General features: G+C 61.5%; 26 protein-coding genes and 1 tRNA gene. 14 read left to right on the top strand and 13 right to left on the bottom strand.

The annotated features are described in order from the left end of the window. Positions 1 to 7: 7 nt before the first annotated feature. The 3 genes from FJ972_RS16415 to FJ972_RS16405 all read right to left on the bottom strand — a co-directional run bounded on the left by FJ972_RS16415 (position 8) and on the right by FJ972_RS16405 (position 4,815). Positions 8 to 2,074: an ABC transporter permease gene (locus tag FJ972_RS16415; protein ID WP_140521019.1), complete on the bottom strand. Its 2,067-nt coding sequence runs from the start codon at positions 2,072 to 2,074 to the stop codon at positions 8 to 10. Beyond that, the gene (locus tag FJ972_RS16410; RefSeq protein WP_140521257.1) at positions 2,071 to 3,612 is read right to left on the bottom strand and encodes a sugar ABC transporter ATP-binding protein; all 1,542 of its coding nucleotides are present in this window, start codon (positions 3,610 to 3,612) and stop codon (positions 2,071 to 2,073) included. Before FJ972_RS16410 ends, FJ972_RS16415 begins: the two co-directional genes overlap by 4 nt. Before the next feature lie 75 nt (positions 3,613 to 3,687). Beyond that, entirely contained in the window at positions 3,688 to 4,815 is a 1,128-nt protein-coding gene (locus FJ972_RS16405; RefSeq protein ID WP_140495797.1) for a sugar ABC transporter substrate-binding protein, read from the bottom strand. A 216-nt stretch (positions 4,816 to 5,031) separates the two neighbouring features. Between FJ972_RS16405 and FJ972_RS16400 the strand changes: the two genes are divergently transcribed. The 7 genes from FJ972_RS16400 to FJ972_RS16370 all read left to right on the top strand — a co-directional run bounded on the left by FJ972_RS16400 (position 5,032) and on the right by FJ972_RS16370 (position 11,177). Beyond that, positions 5,032 to 5,712 carry a GntR family transcriptional regulator gene (locus FJ972_RS16400; RefSeq protein WP_140521020.1) on the top strand — a complete coding sequence of 227 codons (681 nt, stop codon included), beginning with the start codon at positions 5,032 to 5,034 and terminating at the stop codon, positions 5,710 to 5,712. Positions 5,713 to 5,996: 284 nt separating this feature from the next. Beyond that, a complete protein-coding gene (coxB, locus tag FJ972_RS16395) occupies positions 5,997 to 6,881 on the top strand; it encodes a cytochrome c oxidase subunit II (RefSeq protein ID WP_140521021.1) in 885 nt (294 codons plus the stop codon). A gap of 21 nt (positions 6,882 to 6,902) precedes the next feature. Beyond that, positions 6,903 to 8,672 carry a cytochrome c oxidase subunit I gene (ctaD, locus tag FJ972_RS16390; protein WP_140495794.1) on the top strand — a complete coding sequence of 590 codons (1,770 nt, stop codon included), beginning with the start codon at positions 6,903 to 6,905 and terminating at the stop codon, positions 8,670 to 8,672. Continuing rightward, positions 8,669 to 9,373, top strand: coding sequence for a cytochrome c oxidase subunit 3 (locus FJ972_RS16385; RefSeq protein WP_140495793.1), 705 nt, complete (start codon positions 8,669 to 8,671; stop codon positions 9,371 to 9,373). Before ctaD ends, FJ972_RS16385 begins: the two co-directional genes overlap by 4 nt. 13 nt (positions 9,374 to 9,386) lie before the next feature. After that, the gene (locus tag FJ972_RS16380) at positions 9,387 to 10,106 is read left to right on the top strand and encodes a heme-copper oxidase subunit III family protein (protein WP_140495792.1); all 720 of its coding nucleotides are present in this window, start codon (positions 9,387 to 9,389) and stop codon (positions 10,104 to 10,106) included. Between the two features lie 9 nt (positions 10,107 to 10,115). Continuing rightward, positions 10,116 to 10,514 (top strand): cytochrome C oxidase subunit IV family protein, encoded by a 399-nt coding sequence (locus FJ972_RS16375; protein WP_140495791.1) that lies wholly within the window; start codon positions 10,116 to 10,118, stop codon positions 10,512 to 10,514. A gap of 189 nt (positions 10,515 to 10,703) precedes the next feature. Continuing rightward, positions 10,704 to 11,177 (top strand): aminoacyl-tRNA deacylase, encoded by a 474-nt coding sequence (locus FJ972_RS16370; protein WP_140521022.1) that lies wholly within the window; start codon positions 10,704 to 10,706, stop codon positions 11,175 to 11,177. A gap of 59 nt (positions 11,178 to 11,236) precedes the next feature. On the opposite strand, the gene FJ972_RS16365 is transcribed toward FJ972_RS16370, so the two are convergent. The 5 genes from FJ972_RS16365 to tig form a co-directional block, all read right to left on the bottom strand. Next, positions 11,237 to 12,058 carry a DUF2189 domain-containing protein gene (locus FJ972_RS16365; RefSeq protein WP_140495789.1) on the bottom strand — a complete coding sequence of 274 codons (822 nt, stop codon included), beginning with the start codon at positions 12,056 to 12,058 and terminating at the stop codon, positions 11,237 to 11,239. Positions 12,059 to 12,370: 312 nt separating this feature from the next. Continuing rightward, entirely contained in the window at positions 12,371 to 13,306 is a 936-nt protein-coding gene (locus FJ972_RS16360; protein WP_140521023.1) for a heme o synthase, read from the bottom strand. Positions 13,307 to 13,458: 152 nt separating this feature from the next. Next, positions 13,459 to 13,839, bottom strand: coding sequence for a c-type cytochrome (locus FJ972_RS16355; protein WP_140521024.1), 381 nt, complete (start codon positions 13,837 to 13,839; stop codon positions 13,459 to 13,461). A gap of 192 nt (positions 13,840 to 14,031) precedes the next feature. Continuing rightward, the gene (locus FJ972_RS16350; protein ID WP_140495786.1) at positions 14,032 to 14,550 is read right to left on the bottom strand and encodes a hypothetical protein; all 519 of its coding nucleotides are present in this window, start codon (positions 14,548 to 14,550) and stop codon (positions 14,032 to 14,034) included. Between the two features lie 163 nt (positions 14,551 to 14,713). Next, a complete protein-coding gene (gene tig, locus FJ972_RS16345) occupies positions 14,714 to 16,189 on the bottom strand; it encodes a trigger factor (protein WP_140495785.1) in 1,476 nt (491 codons plus the stop codon). Between the two features lie 475 nt (positions 16,190 to 16,664). Here tig and FJ972_RS16340 point away from each other — a divergent pair. Beyond that, positions 16,665 to 16,749 (top strand) — tRNA-Leu (locus FJ972_RS16340). 63 nt (positions 16,750 to 16,812) lie between these two features. Here FJ972_RS16340 and FJ972_RS16335 read toward each other — a convergent pair. The 3 genes from FJ972_RS16335 to FJ972_RS16325 form a co-directional block, all read right to left on the bottom strand. After that, entirely contained in the window at positions 16,813 to 17,031 is a 219-nt protein-coding gene (locus FJ972_RS16335) for a hypothetical protein (RefSeq protein WP_140495784.1), read from the bottom strand. Positions 17,032 to 17,226: 195 nt separating this feature from the next. Further along, positions 17,227 to 17,811, bottom strand: coding sequence for a GDYXXLXY domain-containing protein (locus tag FJ972_RS16330; protein WP_140521025.1), 585 nt, complete (start codon positions 17,809 to 17,811; stop codon positions 17,227 to 17,229). Beyond that, positions 17,808 to 18,926 (bottom strand): DUF2157 domain-containing protein, encoded by a 1,119-nt coding sequence (locus FJ972_RS16325; RefSeq protein ID WP_140521026.1) that lies wholly within the window; start codon positions 18,924 to 18,926, stop codon positions 17,808 to 17,810. Before FJ972_RS16325 ends, FJ972_RS16330 begins: the two co-directional genes overlap by 4 nt. Positions 18,927 to 19,161: 235 nt before the next feature. On the opposite strand from FJ972_RS16325, the gene FJ972_RS16320 reads away from it, so the two are divergent. From FJ972_RS16320 to FJ972_RS30265, 6 genes are all read left to right on the top strand, one after another. Then, positions 19,162 to 19,302: a DUF1127 domain-containing protein gene (locus FJ972_RS16320; RefSeq protein WP_013531315.1), complete on the top strand. Its 141-nt coding sequence runs from the start codon at positions 19,162 to 19,164 to the stop codon at positions 19,300 to 19,302. Between the two features lie 48 nt (positions 19,303 to 19,350). Further along, positions 19,351 to 19,491, top strand: a complete 141-nt coding sequence (locus FJ972_RS16315) for a DUF1127 domain-containing protein (protein ID WP_013531314.1) — start codon at positions 19,351 to 19,353, stop codon at positions 19,489 to 19,491. Between the two features lie 570 nt (positions 19,492 to 20,061). Then, on the top strand, positions 20,062 to 21,468 hold the full coding sequence (trmFO, locus tag FJ972_RS16310) for a methylenetetrahydrofolate--tRNA-(uracil(54)-C(5))-methyltransferase (FADH(2)-oxidizing) TrmFO (protein WP_140521027.1): 1,407 nt from the start codon (positions 20,062 to 20,064) through the stop codon (positions 21,466 to 21,468). 67 nt (positions 21,469 to 21,535) lie between these two features. Next, positions 21,536 to 21,826 (top strand): type II toxin-antitoxin system ParD family antitoxin, encoded by a 291-nt coding sequence (locus tag FJ972_RS16305; protein ID WP_140521258.1) that lies wholly within the window; start codon positions 21,536 to 21,538, stop codon positions 21,824 to 21,826. After that, entirely contained in the window at positions 21,810 to 22,037 is a 228-nt protein-coding gene (locus FJ972_RS16300) for a type II toxin-antitoxin system RelE/ParE family toxin (RefSeq protein ID WP_318012665.1), read from the top strand. The genes FJ972_RS16305 and FJ972_RS16300 overlap by 17 nt, the downstream gene beginning before the upstream one ends. After that, on the top strand, positions 21,941 to 22,141 hold the full coding sequence (locus FJ972_RS30265) for a type II toxin-antitoxin system RelE/ParE family toxin (RefSeq protein ID WP_319023017.1): 201 nt from the start codon (positions 21,941 to 21,943) through the stop codon (positions 22,139 to 22,141). Before FJ972_RS16300 ends, FJ972_RS30265 begins: the two co-directional genes overlap by 97 nt. Before the next feature lie 17 nt (positions 22,142 to 22,158). Here FJ972_RS30265 and FJ972_RS16295 read toward each other — a convergent pair whose 3' ends face one another. Together FJ972_RS16295 and FJ972_RS16290 are read right to left on the bottom strand one after the other, a co-directional pair. Further along, a complete protein-coding gene (locus FJ972_RS16295; protein ID WP_181167414.1) occupies positions 22,159 to 23,109 on the bottom strand; it encodes a sterol desaturase family protein in 951 nt (316 codons plus the stop codon). Then, positions 23,109 to 23,543, bottom strand: a complete 435-nt coding sequence (locus FJ972_RS16290) for a type II secretion system protein (RefSeq protein WP_140521028.1) — start codon at positions 23,541 to 23,543, stop codon at positions 23,109 to 23,111. The genes FJ972_RS16295 and FJ972_RS16290 overlap by 1 nt, the downstream gene beginning before the upstream one ends. Between the last annotated feature and the right edge of the window lie 51 nt (positions 23,544 to 23,594).

Raw genomic sequence — 23,594 nt, 5'->3', positions numbered from 1 at the left:
ATTCCCTTCATTGTATGCGTCTTTCGCGCAGCGCCATGACGGCGCCGAGCACCACCAGCCCGAACAGGATCGCCCGTGTGGCGTAGGGCAGCGTCGTGCCGGCCAGAAGCATCTGCAGCGCCGTCAAAAGCAGCACGCCGCCGAGCATGCCGAGATAGTGGCCGCGCCCGCCGGTGATCAGCGCGCCGCCGACCACGACAACGGCGATGGACGGCAGGAGATAGTCGTCGCCCATGCCAAGGCTGGCCTGGCCGGAAAAGCCGGTCAGCATGACGCCGACGATGGCCGCGCACAGCGCCGACAGCATATAGACGAAGATCAGCATCCGTCCGACGGCGATGCCCGAAAGCTGGGCCGCGCGCGGGCTGTTGCCGATGCCGTAGACCTTGCGGCCGAAGGCCGTGCGGCCAAGCAGCAGCACCGCAAGGGCCACGAAGACGACCATGAACGGCACGACCGGCGTCACCACCCATATCTTGCCGGTCATGAACCAGCGCAGCATGGGCGAGGAGAAGCCGGCCGGCGTGCCTTGCGAATAGAGAAGCGCGAAGCCTTGCAGGATGCCGTTGATGGCGAGCGTCATGACGATCGGCGAGATGCCGAGGAAAACGATACCGATGCCGTTCGCCAGTCCGATAAGACAGGCGATGGCGAGCACCACCGGCAGCGCATAGGCGAGTGCCGCGTCCGATCCGTTGACCATGCCGGCAAGGAGGATGCCCGACAGGCCAATGGTCCATGGCACCGATAGGTCGAGTCCACCGGTGAGTATGACGCTGCCCTGCCCGAGCGCAAGCACGGCAAGGAAACTCGACAGCACGAACAGCGAGTTCCAGTAGGTGGGATTGAAGATGGCCCGGCCGAGCCAGATCTGGGTGACGATCATGACGACGGCCAGGCAGACGTAAGCCGGCAGCGCGTAGCGCAGCGCCTCGGCATTGCGAACGCGAAAGCCGGGTGCCTGTCCTGGAACGGCCGTTTTGTGAGCGATGCGCAGCCTGCGGTCGGTATGATCGAGTTGCGACGGCAGCATGCCGGCGCGCCATGCGGCGAACCGCGCGCGCAAGGCGCGGACCTGGTAGGCGAGCACGGAGCCATGCGACAGCGAGCCCGCGAGAACGGCAAGGATGAGGATGGTGCCCTCGGCGATGGTCGAATAATAGGCCGAGACGTTGAGCACGAGCAGGACGTTGACGACCATCATCAGGATATAGGCGCCGAAGACGGTGCCGAACGGACCGCCCTGCCCGCCGCCGAGCCGCGTGCCGCCGACCACGACGGCGGCGAACATCGACAGCAGCAGCGGATTGCCGACCAGCGGATCGCCGCTGCCGGTCTGGGCGCTGATGAACACACCGGCAAGCCCATAGCAGCCGCCGGCGATGACATAGACGAGAAAGCGCACGAGAACGACGCGCACGCCGACCGCGGCAGCGGCGTCCGGATCGCTGCCGACCGCGTAGAGCGCCGTGCCGAACCGCGTGCCCTTCAGCCAGAACCATGCCAGCAGGACCACGCCGATGACGACCAACGGCATGGGCAACCAGCCTGGGATCGCGTCGCCGAGATAGAAGGCGCCGAGATCGGGCGAGACAAAGCCGCCGGGCTTGTCCATGACCAGCAGTGTGATGCCTTGCAAGATGAACATGGTCGACAGCGTGACGACGATGGGCTGCATGCGCAGCACCGCGATGAAGAAGCCGTTGAACGCCCCGACGAGCATGCCGACGCCAATGCCGGCCAGCGTCCACAGCCAGACGTTCGTTCCGGTCGCCATCGGATCCATCGACGTGGCCAGCACCACATTGACCAGCGAAACCACGGCGCCCGCCGACAGGTCGAAGCCGCCGGACAGGATGACGATGGTCTGGCCCATCGCCGCCAGCGCCGAGGTGGCGCCGCCGCTCGACAGGAACGAGATGTCGAAATAGGTGAGCCGCCCGGCGCTGATCAGGTCGACGACGACGAGCAGCACTGCAAAGACGATCGCCGCGATGATGGCGCCGCGATGCCGCGCCAGGAGGCGCACCAGGGATCCGGCCTGTCCGGTTGCCGTCGAACCGACCGCGCTCACTGTGCCGCCTCCAGGATATTGCCGTCATGCCCCAGCGCCGGCCGCATGATCGCGCTCTCGGTGATCTCGTCGCCGGCGAGCTCGGCCACCAGCCGTCCGTCATAGAGAACGAGCACGCGGTCGCATTGATGGACGAGTTCGGGAATTTCGGTCGAATGCAGCAGGATCGAGCCGCCCGCCGCCACATAGTTGCGCATCATCACGTAGAGCTCATGCTTGGTGCCCACATCGATGCCACGGGTCGGGTCGAAGAGCAGCAGGATGCGGCTTTCGGCGACCAGCCACTTGGCGATGGCGATCTTCTGCTGGTTGCCGCCGGAAAAGGCGCCTGCCCTTGTCCACAGCGCTCGGTTGTCCACCTCGACCGTCGAGAAGGCCGCCTGCACCGCGCGTGCTTCCTCCTCCTCGCGGATCAAGCCGAGCCGGGTGAAGCGGCCGACCACCGGCAGGGATGCATTCTGCCGGCCCGACAATTTCAGGAACAGGCCTTCAGTCTTGCGATCCTCCGGCACCAGCCCGATCGCCATGTTGGGCCTCAGCGCATCGGCCGGCGAGCCGAGCCACACTTTGCGGCCGTCGACCATGACGTGGCCGCGTTCGATCTCGGCCATGCCGAAGCAGGCGAGGAACAGGTCTAGCTGGCCCATGCCCTGAAGTCCGGCGATGCCGAGGATTTCGCCCCTGCGCAAATCGAAACTGGCGCCGTCGAGTTTTCTGCCCGCCTTGAGGTCGCGCACGCCGAGCACCGGCGGACCGAAGACGGCCGCGCCCTCAGGCCTTGGCGGAAAGGTCTGCGCGAGGGCGCGGCCGATGATCTTCTCGATCACATCCTCATCCGAGATGTCGGCCACCGGTGCGGTGATGATGTGGCGGCCATTCCGAAGGATGGTCAACGTATCGCAGAAGGCCCGCACCTCACGCATGCGGTGGGTGATGAACACGACCGTCGTTCCGGCGGCCTTGAGCCGCGCGATGATTGTTCCCAGCCATTCGACGTCGCCGCTCGAAAGCGTCGAGGTCGGCTCGTCCAGCAGCAGGATGCGCGGCTTGCGGTAGACGGCGCGCGCGATCTCGATCTTCTGGCGGACCGCGAGATCGAGCGTCGCAACCTCGGCGTCGAGATCGACCGAAAAACCGAGATCGGCAATGTGCCGGCCGACTGCCTTGCGCGCGGCCGACCGCCTGATCAATCCGGTCGGGCTGGATGGCGCATAGGGCAGCAGCATATTGTCGAGAACGCTGAGGTCGCGGACCAGCGTCATCTCCTGGAACGCCGTCTGCACCCCGCGTTCATGCGCGGCGCGCGGCGAACCGAGCGCGGCCGGCGCGCCAAGGATGCTGATCTGGCCCTGATCGGGCCGCACCAGTCCCGATAGGAGCTTGACCAGCGTCGACTTGCCGGCGCCGTTCTCACCCAGCAAAGCGTGCACGCTGCCAGGCGAGATCGCGAAGGAGACGTCGTCAAGCGCGACCGTCGCGCCAAACGCCTTGCGTATGCCGTTGACGGCAATAGCCGGCACATGCGTTGTTGAAGTCATCATTCCCGGTTCCGGCATGCCATGCTTGCGGGCGCGTGGAGCCCACAGTGCCCCACGCGCACGGATTGCTGAAGCCTACTCCTCGGGCTGGCCGACGAGCGCCGCGTTGAGGCCGATCTCGGGCGTCTGGTCGGAGAAGATCGACGCGAACCAGCCGGGGTTGGAAACCAGCGACGGTTTGAAGGTGTTGCATCCGGCCTTCATTTCGGCCCAGGTGCCCTCGTTGCAAAGCTTGCTCGTCTCGTTGGTGACGATCGGCAGCGGCAGGATTGTCGCTTTCGGCACATCCTTGCCCTCGATCGCCTCGATGGCGAGCTTCAAGGCGAGCGCGCCGGAATAAGGCGGCGAGGCATACGAAATGCGCGGCGCGCCGAGCGGTGCATAGGGAGAAGCAGCACCCTCGACCTCCGTCCCTTCCGGCAGCATCTGGATGCGGCCGCCATTGGAGCCTTCACCGGCGCAAGGCAGAAGCTGGCTGGCCTTCCTGCCCGCCTCGAGCTGCATCGAATTGGCGGTGAAGCAGCCTACCTGCATCCACAGCCCGTTAATGTCGTCCCAGCTGCGCGTGGCGAGAATCTTGGAGAGTTCGGTGCGTGCCACCGCCTGGCTCCACATGCCGACCGCTTCGCCGACAATCTTGATGTCCGGATATTTGGCGAACACCGCCTTGGCGGCCTTGGTGCGCAGCTCGTCGACCGAAGTGCCGGGAACGCCGGTCACGGCGATGATGTTGCCCTTGCCGTTGAGCTTCTTGGCCAGCCATTCGGCTGTCACCCTGCCAGCCTCCTCCTGGTCGATATGGACATTGTAAGCGCATGGCTCGGTGATCTCGGCGTCGTAGGCGAAGACCTTGACCCCCTTCTCGCAAGCGTTCTTGACGACCTGGTTCAGCGCCGTCGGCGAGATCGGATAAATCACGATCGCCTCCGCTCCCGCCTGCACCATGGCGTTGATCTGCTGGATCTGGCGCTGCGCATTCGGCCCGGCCACCTGGACCTGCAGGTCGACCTTGTCGACCAGGCTCTTGTGCGAGGCCATCGCCTTGACCATGTTCGCCGCCTCGGCCTGCCAGTCATTGCCGATGAAGCTCATGCTGAGAAAAATCTTGTGTTTTTCAGCGGCCTCGGCCGCGGAGATGCCAAAAGCACAGGCAGCCATGCCGGCCAGCAGCGCAAGCCGCCGGGCTTTCAATCCGATACCCATTATGAAACTCCTCCCGATCCGAACGATCGGATGCCTCCCAAGGGCACGAGACGTGACCTTGCCATCCGATATCGCAACCGTATCACCATTTGATCAAAGATCAATGATGAAATATGCTCATGACAAGGCGACGGCCGGGGTGCTTGACGCCGCAGCCGGAAGCCTGCATTCCGGATACGGGTTATGGCGCAGCTTGCGCGGGAAGGTTGAGGGGAGATGGCTGGAGCGGCGTTCAGAAAGCCGGGTGTCGAGATCGCGCCCCTGTCCAAGGAGACCTTGCAGGACAGGGTCTATCGCCATGTCACCGAATTGATCCTCGACGGCAGCATCGTGCCGGGCGAGATGGTAACGGTGCAAAGCCTTGCCGATGCTTTCGGCGTCAGTCCGATGCCGGTCAGGGAGGCCCTGCGGCGGCTGACCGCCGCCAACGCGCTGATGGTGGTTTCAGGCCGCTCGATCGGCATTCCCGCACTCAGCCGCACACGCCTCGTCGATCTGAGAAACGTCCGCTTCGAGATCGAAGCGATCGCCGCCGCATGGGCGGCCGAGCGTATGGACGACCAAGCTATCGCCCGGCTGCGCCAGCATCTGGACGCGCTCGAACAGGCCAATGCGGCGGGAGACGTCAAGTCCTATCTGCGCGCCAACTACGCCTTTCATTTCTCCATCTACCGGGCGGCCGGCTCCGAGAACATTCTCAACATCATCGAGAACTTGTGGCTGCAGATCAGTCCTTATTTCAACATGCTGCACGATTCCGGAAACTATTCGACCGCCAATACGCACCATCAGGAGATGTTCGCTGCGTTGCGCGACCGGGACGCGGAAGCGGTCAAGGCCGCGGTCCGCGCCGACATCGACGCCGCCTTCGACGTTCTGGTCGGCCTGCTGAAATAGCACAAACGAAACTTCGTCGGCGCGAAGATCGAATTCGGCCTGCCGACGTGGCTTGGCACACCCCACCGTCGACTTCGCCCAAACGATCCGGCGCAGGCGCATCAGCCGGACGAACGCGTCCCCGTGTGTGATGGACGGCTCCTCTCGAAGGGTTGGCGCAGGCAAGGCGGGATTTTTCCCGTCAAGACAGTCGGCTCTAGAATTGCGACCCCAAATCAAGCTATGATGCACTTGGCATTTCCGGAGACGGCTTCGCGCCCCTGGAATGCCGGGAGGAACGGGACATGGCCTTCGCGCTTGTACTCGTTTTGATAGTTGTGGGCTCGGTGCTGTTCCACCTCCTGAGCCCATGGTGGTGGACGCCGATTGCCTCGAACTGGGACTATATCGACAACACCATCATCATAACTTTCTGGATCACCGGCGTCGTCTTTGCCGCCGTGGTTTTGTTCATGGCCTATTGCGTCTTCCGCTTCCGTCATCGGGAAGGCAATCAGGCGGCGTATGAACCGGAGAACAGGCGGCTCGAATCCTGGCTGACGGTTGTCACCGCGGTCGGCGTAACGGCTTTGCTGGTTCCCGGCCTGTTCGTCTGGAACCGGTTCGTCAACGTTCCGAGCGACGCAACCGTGGTCGAAGTTGTCGGCCAGCAATGGCAATGGAGTTTCCGCCTGCCCGGCAAGGACGGCAAGCTCGGCACATCCGACACCCGCGGCGTCACCGCTGACAATCCGTTGGGCGTGATCACCAGCGATTCCAATGGCCAGGACGATGTCGTGGTCGAAGCGGCCGATCTGCATCTGCCGGTTGGCAAGCCGGTCAAGATGTTACTTCGCTCGATCGACGTGCTGCATGATTTCTATGTGCCGGAATTCCGCGCGAAAATGGACATGATCCCGGGCTCGGTCACCTACTTCTGGTTCACCCCAACGAAAACCGGAACCTTCCAGGTCCTGTGCGCTGAACTCTGCGGCCAAGGACATCCGATGATGCACGGTGTGGTGATGGTCGATACGCAGGAGGATTATCTGGCGTGGCTTGGCCAGCAACAGACGTTTGCGCAATTGTCGGCGCCCCAGCAGACGGGCTCGGCAAGCCAGGCGCCGGGTCCAACGACGGTGTCAAGTTCGAGGATTGCAGCAAAGCTCGAAACCGTCGGGTCTCGCTAAAAAGGACACGGAGGTGTTCCTATGGTCGATATTACCCCTGCAGATGCCATCCCGCCGGCCGAAGTCGCGGAAGTCGAACTGTATCATCCGCACAGTTGGTGGACGAAATACGTCTTCTCGCAGGACGCCAAGGTCATTGCCATCCAGTATTCGGCGACGGCAACGGGAATTGGCCTGGTCGCCCTGGTGCTGTCCTGGCTGATGCGGCTGCAACTCGGCTTTCCCGGCACCTTCGACTTCATCACGCCTGAAGCCTACTACCAGTTCATCACCATGCACGGCATGATCATGGTGATCTATCTGCTCACGGCGCTCTTCCTCGGCGGTTTCGGCAACTACCTGATCCCATTGATGGTGGGGGCTCGCGACATGGTCTTTCCCTATGTCAACATGCTGAGCTACTGGATCTACCTGCTTGCCGTGCTGGTTTTGGTGTCGAGCTTCTTTGCGCCTGGCGGACCGACGGGGGCCGGCTGGACGCTGTACCCGCCGCAGGCAATCATGACCGGCACACCGGGGGGCCAGGACTGGGGCATCATCCTGATGCTCGTCTCACTGATCCTGTTCATCATCGGCTTCACCATGGGCGGGCTGAACTATGTCGTGACGGTGTTGCAGGGCCGCACGCGCGGCATGACGCTGATGCGTCTGCCGCTGACTGTCTGGGGCATCTTTACCGCGACCGTCATGGCTCTGCTCGCCTTCCCGGCGCTATTCGTCGCCTGTGTGATGATGCTGCTTGATCGGACGCTCGGCACCAGCTTCTTCATGCCGGCGATCGTCGAAATGGGCGAGCAATTACAGCATAATGGCGGCAGCCCGATCCTGTTTCAGCATCTGTTCTGGTTCTTCGGCCATCCCGAAGTCTACATCGTGGCCCTTCCGGCCTTCGGCATCGTGTCGGACCTGATCAGCACCCATGCGCGCAAGAACATCTTTGGCTATCGCATGATGGTCTGGGCCATCGTCGGCATCGGTGCGCTGAGCTTCGTCGTCTGGGCGCACCACATGTATGTCAGCGGCATGCATCCCTATTTCGGTTTCTTCTTCGCCACCACGACATTGATCATCGCGGTTCCGACCGCCATCAAGGTCTACAATTGGGTGCTGACGTTGTGGCGCGGCGACATCCACCTCACCATACCGATGCTATTTGCCCTGGCTTTCATCGTCACCTTCGTCAATGGCGGGTTGACCGGGCTGTTCCTTGGCAATGTCGTGGTCGACGTCCCGCTGTCGGACACGATGTTCGTCGTTGCCCATTTCCATATGGTCATGGGGGTCGCGCCGATCATCGTGATCTTCGGTGCGATCTACCACTGGTATCCGAAGGTCACCGGCCGGATGCTGAACGAGGCGCTGGGCCGGTTCCATTTCTGGGTCACCTTCCTCGGCGCCTACCTGATTTTCTTTCCCATGCACTACCTCGGACTGATGGGCGTGCCCAGGCGTTACAATGAACTGACCGATATGACGGTGATGACAGAATCGGCCCACCATCTGAACTCGTTCATCAGCATCATGGCGTTCATCGTCGGCTTTGCCCAGATTGTGTTCCTGTTCAATCTGATCTGGAGCATCCGTCATGGCCGCGAGGCCGGCGGCAACCCGTGGCGGGCCACGACCCTCGAATGGCAGACGCCGCAAACACCACCGGCCCATGGCAATTTCGGCAAAGACCTACCGATCGTCTATCGCTGGGCCTATGACTACAGCGTACCGGGCGCCAAGGAGGACTTTATCCCGCAAAACGTACCGGGCTCCTTCGGTCCCTCCAAGGAGCCGGCATGAGCGTCATTCTGGTCTTCATGCTCGTGATCGCCGGTTTTGCCGGATGGTGGCTTTCCCACCAGCGGCTGATGACCAAGCCATGGCTCGAGCAAGGTATGGCCGGGGATTTTGTTGGTATGGAAGGATCGGCGCTACCGACCGCCAAGATCGGCCTCGGCGTCTTCCTGGCGGTCGTCGGCTGTCTGTTCGCGCTGATCACCAGCGCCTACTTCATGCGCATGGCGCTGTCGGACTGGCAGGCGCTGCCGCTGCCGCGGCTGCTCTGGTTCAACACCGGCATGCTGGTCCTCAGCAGCATTGCGCTGCAATGCGCCTCGCTCGCGGCGCGTAAGGGTCAAATGGACATGGTTAAGCTCGGCCTTGCCACCGCCGGGTTTACGGCGCTCTCCTTCCTGATTGGACAGTTTATGGCCTGGCGCGAGCTGTCTGCCGATGGCTACTTTCTGGCTTCCAATCCGGCCAACAGTTTCTTCTACCTGCTTACCGGAATGCATGGCCTGCACATACTGGGCGGACTGGTGGGCCTGGGCAGAACAACCGTCGGCGCTTGGAACGGGGCAAGGCCGGCGCGGCTTCGCCTCAGCGTCGAGCTGTGCGCCATGTATTGGCATTTCCTGCTTTTCGTCTGGCTTGCCATCTTCGCGCTTCTGGCCGGCTGGGCCGCGACTTTCATCGATATTTGCCGGGGGTTACTGACGTAGGAGGAACGGGCGGATGGCAGAGACACTCACGCATATCGCTCAGACAGAGCCGCGGCCCGCAGGCTGGCAAGGCATCGCCGCCGACTGGTCCTCGGATCAGCGGGCGTTCAAGAACGTGTCATGGGGCAAGGCCATGATGTGGATCTTCCTGCTCAGCGACACCTTCATCTTCGGCTGCTTTCTGCTCTCCTATATGACCGCGCGCATTTCGACACGCGTGCCGTGGCCCAATCCCAGCGAGGTCTTTGCGCTTCGTATCGGCGGCTCGGATATTCCGCTGATCCTTATTGCCATCATGACTTTCGTGCTGATCTCAAGCAGCGGAACCATGGCCATGGCGGTCAATTTCGGCTATCGCCGCGACCGCCGCAAAACGGCAATCCTGATGCTTCTGACCGCAGCACTCGGTGCGACCTTTGTCGGTATGCAAGCCTTCGAATGGACCAAGCTGATCACCGAAGGCGTGCGGCCCTGGGGCAATCCCTGGGGCGCTGCCCAGTTCGGGTCAACCTTTTTCATGATCACCGGCTTCCACGGCACGCATGTGACAATCGGGGTGATCTTCCTGATCATCGTGGCGCGAAAGGTGTGGCGTGGAGATTTTGACTTTGGGCGGCCCGGCTTCTTTACCAGCCGCAGGGGCCGCTACGAGAACGTCGAGATCATGGGACTCTACTGGCATTTCGTCGACCTGGTCTGGGTCTTCATTTTCGCGTTCTTCTATCTTTGGTGAGAGGCAGATATGGCTGAAGCAACCGCAAACGGCCTCGGGCAACACACGCTGCACGCTACTCATGACGCGGCGACGACCGGCGCCCCCCCGGCAGAAGTTCATCAGGAGCACCCGATCAAGCTTTATCTGGTGGTCTGGGCATGGCTGTTCATTCTCAGCACCTGCTCCTATCTGATCGATTATTTCGGTCTGCACGGCTATCTCAGATGGTCGCTGATCCTGATCTTCATGATCCTCAAGGCAGGGCTCATCGTCGCCATTTTCATGCACATGGCCTGGGAACGGCTGGCGCTGACATACGCAATCATCCTGCCGCCCGTGCTGGTGTTGGTATTCGTGGCGATGATGGTCTTTGAAGCGGATTACACGCTTCTCACCCGGATGGCGTTTTTCGGGGCTGGGCCCTGACGCCAAATCGGAGTTCAGACCTTGTCGATGGCCGATCAGGATTCCGACGATGCTGCGGGCGGTCCGGTGCCGCCACCCTCGCCTTGAAACAATCGACGGTTGGGCCATCTTTATTCATACCGAAACGACGGAAGCGAAATGATTGCCGCGTTTTGACCTGCGTCGCGAACTCAGCAAGGGACGCCCAAAATGACAATCGCAAACAAACTGAAGGACTATATCGACCGGAAAGGGATTTCCTACGACACTGTCGCGCATCATCGCACGGCCACAAGCAGGCAGGCCGCTATAGCCGCGCACGTGCCCGGCAGCATAATGGCCAAATCGGTGCTCGTTCACCACGATCTGGGTTATGCGCTGGCCGTGGTCCCCAGCACACATAGGATCGAGGTCGGCGCGTTGCAGAAGGTCATGGACAAGAGTCTTGGACTCGCCACCGAAGATGAAGCGGTTTCGCTCTTTGACGATTGCGATACCGGCGCCATTCCGCCGATCGGCGCGGCCTACGATGTGCCGGTAGTCCTTGACGAAAGCCTTGGCAGTGCCGCCGATATCTATTTCGAGGGCGGCGATCACAGGACGCTGGTGCGTGTCAGCGGCAAGGATTTCCGTAACCTGACTATGGGCGCCCACCAGGCCCGCTTCAGCCATCCGGCTTACTGAAGCCGGAAAGGGCTCTGATCAACCTGCACGCACCGGTCCTTGCCGGCGCGGCAGGGAGTTCATCGAGGCGCCGGTCCGGCCGTCGGCGGCGGTTCCACGACCTTGCGGTAGACATGCCAGGTAGCGTGACCGAGGATCGGCAGCACGATCGCCAACCCCGCGAATACTGGCAGCGTGCCGATGATCAGGGCGACGGCGACAATCAGGCCCCATACCGCCATCACGATCGGGTTCGCCAGCACCACGCGCACCGAGGTGTGGATGGCTTCATAGGCGCCGACATCTCGCTCGAGCAACAACGGGAAGGCGACGACCGTCGTGCACAGCACGATCGCAGCGAAGACGAAGCCGATGGCGTGCCCCAGGATGATGAGCGTCCAGCCGCGTCCTGTGGCGAATATGTCATTGATGAAGCTGGAGAAGGATTGCGGTGGGGCGGGGCCGAACAGGTGTTGGTAAAACGCCTGCGCAGTCAAAAGCCAGGCGATGAAGATTGCAAGCAGCATGATCGCAACCGCGGCGATGGCTGGCAGCGCCGGAGAATTCCTGACCTCGAAGGCGGCCCTCCATGAGGCGTCTAGCCCGGCTTCCCGTCGCCGGCTGATCTCATAGAGGCCGATTGCGGCGAATGGACCAATTAGCGCAAATCCGGACACGAGCGGAAACAACAATGGGAGCGTGTTATTGCCTGATGTCCAGACTGCAAGCACGACCCCCGCAAGCGGGTAGATCAGGCAGAGAAAAATGATGTGCGACGGTTTGACCATGAAATCGTCGACGCCGCGCCTGAGCGCATCGAAAAGGTCGGTGACACCGATCTTGCGAATTCTGGTGTGCTCCAGCGTCTCGCTGGCGCCTGCTATGACGTGAAAGCTTGCCATGACCATTCCTCCAGACAGGTCTGGTAAGGCCGCGGTTTCACGGTGCTGCCGTTCTGCATGACTGGCCACGCAAACCGCGACCTGCACCAGGATCAATATACTCTCATGCGAGCGACTTGTCGCGCTTTGTAAGAAGGTTGGGTAAGAAGGCCCGGTCGCCTGGCTAGCTCTGGACGCCTTTCTTCGATATTCTCCTCAAGTCGAAGGTGAAGGGTCATGGACGGAAGGACAGTTCTCATACTCGGCCTTGGCGTCGTTGTTCTGCTGCTGCTGGGTTTTTGCGCACTGCCGACGTAATGTTTTGCGCCGGCGTCAACGGCCAGCTGATGCGATCGTACGCATTACAGTAGTGTCGGCAAGTAACGTTGCAAAGATCGCGAACAGGTAGAAAATCGAATAAGAAAACAACGCCTTTGCTTGCTTCATCTCCTTGTCGGGGATGGTGAGCACCTTGCAGGCGCGCCAGACGAATCCCGCACCCAAGACGGTCGAGACAGTCCCGTAATATCCGCTCGCGAATCCAAAGGCCCAGGGAAGCACGCCGATTGGCGCCAGAACCAGCGAATAGGCCAAGATTTGCTTTCTGGTCGAGGGTTGGCCAGCCACGTTCGGCATCATGGGGACGCCCGCCGCGGCGTACTCTCCGACCTTGAACAGGGCTAGCGCCCAGAAATGCGGTGGTGTCCAGAGGAAAATGATCAGGAACAGAATGATGCTTTCAATGCCGATGGCGCCGGTGGCAGCAGCCCACCCGATCACCGGAGGAAGAGCGCCTGCCGCGCCACCTATGACGATGTTCTGCGGTGTCGAGCGTTTCAGCCAGATCGTATAGATGACGACGTAGAAGAAGATGGTGAATGCCAGCAGCGATGCGGCAAGCCACCCCACCAGCACGCCGAGCACCGTCACCGAAAGTGCGGAAAGCACCAGACCGAAGCCGAGGGCTTCGCCTGGCGCGACGCGGCCCGACGGGATTGGCCGCTTGGACGTGCGAGACATCAACGCATCTATGTCCGCGTCGTACCACATGTTGAGCGCCCCGGCCGCGCCTGCTCCCATCGCAATCGCACTGATGGCGATCACCGCGATGACCGGATTCGTCGGGCCAGGCGCCGTCATTAGGCCCACGAAAGCAGTGAATACGGCAAGCGCCATGACCCGCGGTTTTAAAAGCGCGAAGAAATCACCCGCCGTCGCTTCCGGAAGGCGGATGACGATATCCTTGAGGCGGCTTTCCCTAGTCGACATCTCAGACCGATGGAAGCAAGAAACCTAGGCCATGATCCCGAACCGAAGGCACGCGTGAGCGAAATTGAAACCCGGTTTTTGCTTACGCGGCCCCTTCGGGTTCGGACGAGATCACGGCGAACGAGAGGATAGACGCATGGCGGAGGAGAAAGTCACTTGGAGAACGTTTTCAAATAGGCGATGACGTTGGTCACGTCTGCATCGTTCTTGAGGCCGGGAAACGCCATCTTGGTGCCTTTGACCATAGCCTTGGGATCGTGAAGATAGGTCATCAGTGTTGGTTCGTCCCATTTGACGCCGGATTTGCCGGCCGCAATCATGGCGTCGGAATATTTGAAACCGGGATGCGTACCGGCAGTGCGGCCGATGACGCCGTGCAGCGATGGACCGATCTTGTTCTTGTCCTCGTCCGCAATGTGGCAGGCCTTGCATTTGGCGAAGACCTTCTCGCCAGCCGCAGTATCCTGAGCCTGCGATGGATTGGCGACGAAGGTTGCAACAAACACGACGGCGAAAAATGCGGCTAAGCGCATGACTTTTTCCTCCCTGATCGTCAAATGCGCCTGAGACGATCTGGTATAAGCCAGCATCGCCAGCGAAGCGCCTTGTACGGCAGAACAGATTGTCCACTTCTCCCATATGAAATTGCGGCCTCTATATACCACGGAATCTGGCCGGCAGGTAGAAGAGGTCGACCTACAAAGGTTTAGGTTGTCCGCAGCGGATCAAGGCATAGCAGTGTTGCAGCTGCCGGCGAGCTGGCTGACCGCTTCATCAAATCCGGTCAGATCGAAATCGGCGTGGCCCCGCCCCGACAGCAGCCCGAAGCGCCACGAAAGCTGGAGCCGGTTCGCGGCGGTAAGGCGCTTTATGCCGTCGGCGCCATCGCGCACCAGCATGCGGCCGCGCGGGCCGACCAACCAGCTCTCGTCGAACTTGTTGTCGCCGTCGACGGTGACCGACATGGTGATCTTGCGATTGGCCGAGACGGTGTCGTTCAATTGCAACCATTCGGTCCAGCGCGGTTGGCTGTCCGGGCGGCAGGCGATGGTCAGGATCGGGCTATAGCTCAGGGCGCCACCGCCGGTGATCAGCTTGTTGGTGGCATGGACCGAAGCCGTGACAAGGCCGTCATCGTCCGTGCCGATGCGCCAGGTGCCGGCATCGGCCTGGGCGAAATCGCAGGCAAAGGCCAGGACGATCGCCAAGGCGACGACGCGTCGCGTTTCGAAGAATAGGCTCAACCGCCCCTCCAACAACCCTGTGGTTTGCAGCAGGAGCGCAGATAGTGATCAATGCTTGGTATCGACAATGGTCACCGTCCGCGAAACGGATTGGCTGTTGCAGTTTCGCAACGAAAAAGGCCGCCTCGAGGGGCGGCCTTCGTCAGTTCCATCAACTCGGGATTTACTCGGCGTCCTTGGCGGCCTTTTTCTTCGGCGCGGCCTTCTTCTTCGGCTCTTCCGCGTCGTCGCTCTTCTTGTCTTCAGTCTTCTTCGACGCGGCCTTCTTCGCCGGCTTCGCCTTGGTCGCCGTCTCGGCTTCCTCGTCGTCGGCCATCAGCTCTTCCTTGCTGACCTTGACGTCGGTAACCGAGATCTGCCCGAGCAGGTGATCGACCACCTTCTCCTCGAACATCGGCGCGCGCAGCGCATTCAGCGCCTCGGGATTGTTGCGGTAGAACTCGAAGGCTTCCTGCTGCTGGTTGGCCGGGAAGCGACGAACCTGCTCGAACAGGCCGCGCTGCAATTCCTCGTCCGACACGGTGACCCCGGCCTTCTCGCCGATCTCGGCCAGCACAAGACCAAGGCGCACGCGGCGCTCGGCGAGCCGCATATATTCGGCGCGCGCTTCTTCCTCGGTCGTCTCTTCATCGGCGAAGGTGCGGCCGGCCGCTTCCAGATCGCGGTTGACCTGCGCCCAGATGTTGTTGAACTCGGCCTCGACAAGCCTCGAAGGCGCCTCGAACGAGTAAGCCGCGTCAAGCTGGTCGAGCAGCTGGCGCTTGACCTTCTGGCGCGTCATCGAGCCGAACTGGCTCTCGATCTGGCCACGCACCACATCGCGCAGGCGCTCCAGCGATTCCAGGCCGAGGTTCTTGGCGGTCTCATCGTTGATTTCGAGTTCGCCCGGCTTGGACACTTCTTTGACCGTGACGTCGAAAGTCGCTTCCTTGCCGGCCAGATGCGCCGCCTGGTAGTTTTCCGGGAAGGTCACGGTGACCTGCTTTTCATCGCCGGCCTTGGCGCCGATGAGCTGATCCTCGAAGCCCGGAATGAATTCCTTGGAGCCAAGCACCAGCGGCTGATCCGTGCCGGCGCCGCCGGCAAAGGCCTCGCCGTCGATCTTGCCGACATAGTCGATCGTGACGCGGTCGCCTTCGGCCGCCTTGCCGGTCTTCGGCTCGTAGCTGCGCGCCGATTCGGCGACGCGCTTGACCTGCTCGTCGATCTCCGCGTCAGGGACGTCGAACACCTGGCGCGTCACCTTGATGTCGGAAAAATCCTTGATCTCGATGGGCGGGATGATCTCGTAGTTAAGGCGGAATTCGAAGTCGGCGCCGCCGGCCAGGATCTTCTCTGCTTCCTTCTCGTCCTCGGTCATGATGACTTCGGGCTGCATGGCGGCTTTTTCGCCGCGGCCCGAAATGATCGACCGGGTCGAATCGTTGAGGATCTCGTTGACCACTTCGGCCATGAACGACTTGCCATAGACCTTGCGCAGGTGCTGCACCGGCACCTTGCCGGGACGGAAGCCGTTGATGCGAACCTTATTCCTGGCGTCCGTCAGCCGCGCCATCAGCTTGGCTTCCATGTCACCAGCCGGCACGGTGATCTTGATCTCGCGCTTGAGACCGGAATTGAGTGTTTCGGTGACCTGCATCGTAAAACCTTTGTTTTCACCAATGAGGCTGCCAAACGGCTCTCTGCCGTTCACAGCCTGCCGGTGTAATCTTGCCGGGAATGGCTTTTGGTACGGAACCTGGCGATTTGACCTGAAATACGGCTCAAACTCTTCCAAACTGCGTTCCAAAATGTGAATAAGTCTTTGTTTTTCCTACTTCTTATCACATTTTGCAGAAGCGGATCGTCGCGTCCCGTCACATTCGACACGCCTTTTGTCACAGGCGAGGCCAATTTTCAACCATCTTCGCGTTTAGGCGAATAACCATCATTTCGGCCCTGACATTGACAGAATGATGGCTAATGGGATCGCCGGACCGTGCGGGCGTGAAGGAATTGCCAGACCCTCAGGTCGGGGCTGGCGGCTGCCGCGATATTCAAAGGACGATGCGGTATTCCACCTCACTCCCAAGACCTCGACAAGGCCGCCGAGGCTCTGCTACAGCCCGCCCGAGGCGCGTGTGGTGGAACTGGTAGACACAGCAGGTTTAGGTCCTGCCGCCGCAAGGCTTGGGGGTTCGAGTCCCTTCACGCGCACCACTGCCGGCATGGCATCGGATAGTCCACTAGCGCACAGGCGCTGGCAGGAAATCAGGACACTGCCTAGGCGAGCTTCTTGATACGTCCCTTGTCGAGGCGGAAGATGCCATCGTTACCGCCTTGGCGCTGGAAATCATCCTGCAATTCGTCCCATGTGCCAAGATACTGACCGCAGTCGTCGCACCGGATGCCCGTCGAAGGTTCGGCATCGGCAGGAATCCGCAGCCTTATCGTGCCGCAAAAAGGACACTCCAACTGGTGATCCAAGTACCCGGTCGCCATGGGCTTTCCATCTTTCTGAATGCCACCGCCAGCGTTGAGAATATACCTACCACGCAACACAATCCAGTGGCGAGACGCTAGCGCCGTAAAGGACGCCCCTGAGGTCGATTAGACGTAAGCTTCCAAGGCTTGAGCCTTCGAGGCCGCATCGCCCTCCCCGTTCAAGCTATGGATGGCAGCCCACCCCTGCACACCTTAATATAGAGGCTCCTGAAACAGCGTCTTGTCGCCGTCCACCAGCGCCTTGATCTGGGCGGTGCCGTCGCTGGCCAGTGCAAGACGGATCCCGAACGGGCGTACCCGCATATCGTTCTGAATTGCCATCCCCGAGCCTTCCGGCAGGTAGAACCGTTCGATGCCGTAATCCGGCGCGATCGTCAGTCCCTCGCCGCGAAGATCCCAGCCTCCGGCGACATGACCGCGAATGTCGGCCTCGTCGGCGCCGGTCGGTGTCGGCGCCGCGCCGAACCACGCGGCGCTCGGCGTCCAGTAGCCGTCGGCGTTCTTCTTCAGACGGACGACGATCGAGGTGTCGTCGCTGGAAAGTTTTCCGGCCGGGATGTTGGCGATCATCTTCACCGGTATGCGCGAGATGTCGTAGCCGAGGATGATATGGTCGCCGCGCAGCAGGTCGCGCGGATCGACAGGCTCGATCTTCAGCAGCACTTCCTTGCCGCTGCGCAGGATCGCCGCCCGGCCGGCGATGATCCAACCCAGGAAGCCGATCTGGACGAGCGCCAGTACCAGCGCCGAGATGACGAGCCTCTTTCCGGTCATCATGCCGTGGCTCCTCCGGTGGCCGGATCCTTCATGCGTTTCTCCACGCGGATGATGACGATCGCCAGGATGCCAAGCAGCACCGCCGCGGCAAGGAAGAAGCCGGCGGTGTCGAGCATCGACTGCAGGGTCACGACATAGATCATGGCGAGTTCGAAGGCGAAGCCGAGATAGGCAAGCCAGCGCAGGCCATGGCTCTCGCGCCCCGCGAGCACAATGGCGGCAACAATGCCGGCCAGCGCGACGACCGAAGCAATGGCGAAGCCTCTGTCGTAGCTGCTTTCGCCGGCCAGTTCGAACTGGATGATGGCCAGTCCAGTGAGGAAGCCAAGCAGAGCATGCAGCGGCAAGCGGCCGCCAAGCTGCACGATCCGGTCGACCGGTTCCGGCGCGAAGACGGAAGCCACGAACAACAATACCGATACGATGACCAGCGGGATCGCCACCGGCAGCGTCTCGTGATCCACGGCGACCAGCACAAGGTAGAAAAGCAGCGACAGGATGATCAGGTGCCGCGCCGCCTGGCTGCGGGTCCAGAACGAGACGGCAAACAGCACAGCCGCCATGACGAGGAAGAGATGCGGAAATTCGCTGCGATTGAAATAGTCGAACCCTTTCAGGAGCAGCCAGGCGTCGGCGATGCCGACCGCGGCGACGGTCAGCGGGTTGGACCGCAGCGCCACCGCCGCCAACACGGTGCCGGCGCCCCAGGCGATCAAGGCCGAGGCCTCGTCGCCCGACAGATGGTACATCTGGCCGATCAGCGCGATCGAACCGCCGAAAGCCGCCGCCGCCACGATCCACAACGCCTCGCCGATCGCCGCGTGGTCGCGGGTTTTCAGCACTGCACCGCCGACATAGCCGCCAAGGATGACGGCAAAGAGCGCGGCAACGCGCGCCAGCCGCGGGATGGCTTCCCAGTTGGCGGCGACGAAGATCAGGATGGCCGCGCCGAACAGCAGCGCCGCCATCATCGCCAGGATCGAACCGAAGCTCAACGACTGGCGCGCGTTGATCTCGACGTCGCGCCGCAATGCATCGGCCGTCGGGGCGTCGATCAGTCCGGCCTCAAGCCATCGCGCAATGTCCGACCTGACCCGTGTCGCGTAGCCCGCCATGCTTCCCCCTGCTGCTTGGTCGGTTTTTCAGCTGGAGCTGCCAAACCGTTGACGTCACGGCACTTTCTGATTCTGGCTTCTTTGTGTCAGGTCCGCGAAGGCTTGTTAATGTTGCATTGCACAATTTGCATTGCTGCCATGCAGCCATAGCGCTTTTAAATCGATATGGGCCCGCCTATTTATGGTTTGTACACAAACGGAATGATCCGCAAGAAAAGACGAAACGAGAAATACCATGAACCTGATCCGCAACTACCGCAACTGGCGCCGCTACCGGGACACCGTTTCCGAGCTGAGCCGCCTGAGCAACCGTGAACTGACCGACCTCGGCATCAGCCGCAGCGACATTCCTTACGTCGCTCGCAAGGCGGTCTAATCCTTCGGACCGCGAATGGTCCGAACCAGTTTTGAGAAGAGCATGACAATGAACCTGATCCGCAACTATCGTAACTGGCGCGTTTATCGCGAGACGGTTACCGAGCTGGGTCGCCTTTCCAACCGCCAGCTGCATGATCTCGGCATCGTCCGCGACGAAATCAAGATCATCGCCCGCCAGGCGATCTAACAACGGAATTTCGCCAGGGTCGACCTCCTCCCCGATCCTGACGAATACGGTCACCCCTTACCTCCTCCCAAGGGTTGACCACCAAAACGGCGCCCGCCGCACCTCCTCCCGCGGCGGGCGTTGTTTCCCGGAGCAAAACGAGTTTTGCTCCAGAGGCTTCGCCCCTCTTCAAAATGGCGAAAAGAATTTCGTCAAAGCCGACCTCCTCCCCGGCGATGACGGATAGGCCCGACCTTCACCTCCTCCCGAAGGTTGGCCACCCAAACGGCGCCCGCCGCACCTCCTCCCGCGGCGGGCGTTGTTTCCCCGGAGCAAAACGAATTTTGCTCCAGAGGCTTCGCCCCTTTTCAAACGGCGAAAGGAATTTCGTCAAAGCCGACCTCCTCCCCGGCGATGACGAATACGGTCGGCCTTCACCTCCTCCCGAGGGTCGACCCCCAAAACGACACCCGCCGGACCTCCTCCCCCGGCGGGTGTTGTTGTTTTCAGGGCAGCCTTCGCCTTCGCCGCCGCGGCATGTTCCAGGTGCGGCAATTGCAATCGTCCCGCCAACCGATTATTCCGGCGCTCATGAGCAAAAAACCTATTCACATCATCGGCGGTGGCCTCGCCGGATCCGAAGCAGCATGGCAGGCAGCCCAAGCCGGCGTTCCCGTTGTGCTGCACGAAATGCGGCCCGTTCGCGGCACAGAGGCGCACAAGACCGACGGCTTGGCCGAACTCGTTTGCTCCAATTCTTTCCGCTCCGACGACGCCGAGAACAACGCCGTCGGTCTTTTGCATGCCGAAATGCGGCTGGCCGGCTCGCTGATCATGAGCGCCGGCGACGCCAACCAGGTGCCGGCCGGCGGGGCGCTGGCCGTGGACCGCGACGGATTTTCCGACGCGGTGACGGCCAGGATCGAGGCCCATCCGCTGATCTCCATCCAGCGCGAGGAAGTACCCGGCTTGCCGCCGGTCGAATGGGACCAGGCCATCATCGCCACCGGCCCGCTGACCGCACCCTCGCTCGCACAGTCGATTGCCGAAGCGACGGGCGCCGATGCGCTCGCCTTCTTCGACGCGATCGCGCCGATCATTCATTTCGACACGATCGACATGGACACCTGCTGGTTCCAGTCGCGCTACGACAAGGTCGGGCCCGGCGGCACCGGCAAGGACTACATCAACTGTCCCTTGGACAAGGACCAGTATCTTGCCTTCGTGCAGGCACTGGTGGAGGGCCAGAAAACAGAATTCAAGCAATGGGAAGGCACGCCCTATTTCGACGGCTGCCTGCCGATCGAGATCATGGCCGAGCGTGGCGTCGAGACGCTGCGCTACGGGCCGATGAAGCCGATGGGCCTCACCAATGCGCACAATCCAACCGTCAAGGCCTACGCCGTCGTGCAACTGCGGCAGGACAATGCGCTGGGCACGCTCTACAACATGGTCGGCTTTCAGACCAAATTGAAGCATGCCGAGCAGGTGCGCATTTTCCGCACGATTCCTGGTCTGGAGAACGCCGAATTCGCCCGCCTCGGCGGCCTGCATCGCAACACCTACATCAACTCGCCGACCTTGCTCGACGCCTCGCTGCAGCTGAAGTCGCGCCCGGGCCTGCGTTTCGCCGGCCAGATCACCGGTTGCGAAGGCTATGTTGAAAGCGCCGCCATCGGCCTGCTCGCCGGCCGCTTCGCCGCTGCCGAGCGGCTCGGCCACGCGCCGTCGCTGCCGCCACTCACCACGGCGTTCGGAGCGCTGCTCAACCACATCACCGGCGGACACATCGTTTCAGACGACGAGCCGGGAAAGCGCTCTTTCCAGCCGATGAACGTCAATTTCGGCCTGTTCCCGCCTGTCGAGGCGGTGAAGATCGAAGGCAAACTGCGCGGCAAGGACAAGACGGTCGCCAAGCGGCATGCGATTACGTCGCGTGCGCTGGGTGATTGCCGGCGATGGCTGGGACTGCCGGCGCAAGCTCAAGCGGCGGAATAGCCTTTCAGATTGGCTTGCCGCGGAAAGTAGGATAGTATCCTACTCGCTCGATCATGGGAGTCATCGCTTGGAACCAGCCGAGAAACTGTCCGTCACCGTCACGCCCGCCATGGCGCGCATGATCCGCGAAAAAGTCGAGGACGGTTCCTTCGGCTCGGCGAGCGAAGTCATTCGCGCCGCGCTCCGCGCTTTCCAGCGCGAAGAGGACGAGCATGCCGAGCGCATGGCGTCGATCCGGGCGCGGGTAAAATCTTCGATTGAGGACACAAGGCCGAACCTTTCCGGAAAAGAGGTTCGCGACCAGCTTAAGAAATTCGCTGAACAACATTCGAGCCGCATTGATGATTCGGCGGCTTGAGGTCGAGTATCGCGAAAGTGCCAGAGACGATCTTACCAACATTTTCAGATACATAGTTGAGTCGGGCGGAAGCCCCAACGCGGCGCTGAGATTCGTGCTTCGAATTGAAGACCGTTGCCAAACATCGGCAACGCACCTCGTAGCGGTCGCCTGCGCGACGACATCGTGCCGGGACTGCGAACCGTTCCGTTCGAGCACTCCGCCGTCATAGCCTATCTAATCGAGAGCGACATCATTCGCATCGTCAACATCTTCTACAGTGGCCGCGACTACGAGACATTGATGCGAGATCGCGGATCGAGCGGCCTTTCCTAGAAAGGGCTACGAAATAGCTACTCGGCCGGCTCGGCACGCGCCGGTCGCAGCCCGGGCTTCCCGGCCTCACCCGGATTTCGCCTGACATAGGCTGCTTTCAGGCTCTCGGAAGTTTCGCGCGAGCCGTCATGGCTCCAGCCGGGCGGCTTGATCAGGTAGTTCAGGCGGTCGCTCAGGGTCAGATCAGGTGCGAAGGCATCCCTGAACATGCCGATCCATTCGTGGAAAGCCACTTTCAGCGGATTGAAGGTGCCAAGATTTTTCACGATGCCGTAGCGCGGGCGGTCCTCTTCCAACTCCTCGACGAAGGTGCCGAACATGCGGTCCCAGATGATCAACGTGCCGGCGTAGTTGGCGTCAAGGTAGCGCGGATTGGTGGCGTGGTGGACGCGGTGGTGCGAGGGCGTGTTGAAGACGAATTCGAACCAGCCCCACATCTTGCCGATCGTCTCGGTGTGGATCCAGAACTGCCAGATAAGGTTGAAGCCGAAGGTGAAGGCAATCACCGCCGGATGGAAGCCGAGCAGCACCAGCGGCGCCTGCAGCACGAACATGAAGGTGAACAGGCCCGTCCAGCTCTGCCTGAGTGCCGTCGACAGATTGTAGTGCTGGCTGGAATGGTGGTTGACGTGCTCGGCCCACACCCAGCGCACCCGATGCGCGATGCGGTGGTAGATGTAGTAGCGCAAATCATCGAGCAGGAAGGCCGCCAGGAACACCCAGATCGACAGGCCGAGGTTGAAGAAACGGAACTGCCAGAGCCACAGCAGCGCCCAGTAGGAGACGACGCCCAGTAGCAGCCCGGCGACGACATTGCCGGTGCCCATCATCAGGCTGGTCAGCGTGTCGTGCGTCTCGAACGAGCCCTTGGCCCGGCCGGTGCGCACCAGCCACAGCTCGATCAGGATGGCGGCAACGAAGAACGGGATGGCGAGCTGGGTAACCTGCGGGAAATTGTAATCGCCCATCACGCGGCCTCCTTGGTCGAACTAGGATGCTGCGGCTGAAGAACTCTTAGCACAGCGTGCGCGTCGGCAGCGTTAGCGAAGGTGAAGTGACCGCCTTTCCAGGTGAAATCGGCAAGGCGCAGCGCAATCGTCCCGGCACCATCGTCACTCCGCGCCAATACATCGCGCGGCGTGATGATACGCGTCAGGAAACGATCTCCGATGGCATGGACGATGCCAAGGCGCCCTCGCCCGAGTTCCAGGAACGCGGTTCGGCCATCGGATGTGAGGTGGATGGCGGCCGCCGGTTCATCCGGAAAATCCTCGGCAAAACGCTCTCGCGCCTGCTCTGCATCGGCCAGCCTGGCCTTGCGGCTGCCGCCGGTGAAATGAACGGCGGCGACCGACAACGCGATGCCGAATACGACGATCACGACCAGCACGGGCAGGCTCATGGACAGGCATCTCCTCCAGCCGGCCTGTTGTCTTGGCAACAGTTCCCGGTT

Origin of the sequence: Mesorhizobium sp. B2-1-1, from assembly GCF_006442975.2 — a bacterium.
Taxonomy (GTDB): Bacteria; Pseudomonadota; Alphaproteobacteria; order Rhizobiales; family Rhizobiaceae; genus Mesorhizobium.
The sequence above is the reverse complement of the archived record's forward strand: the minus strand, read 5'-3'. Positions and strand labels throughout refer to the sequence as shown.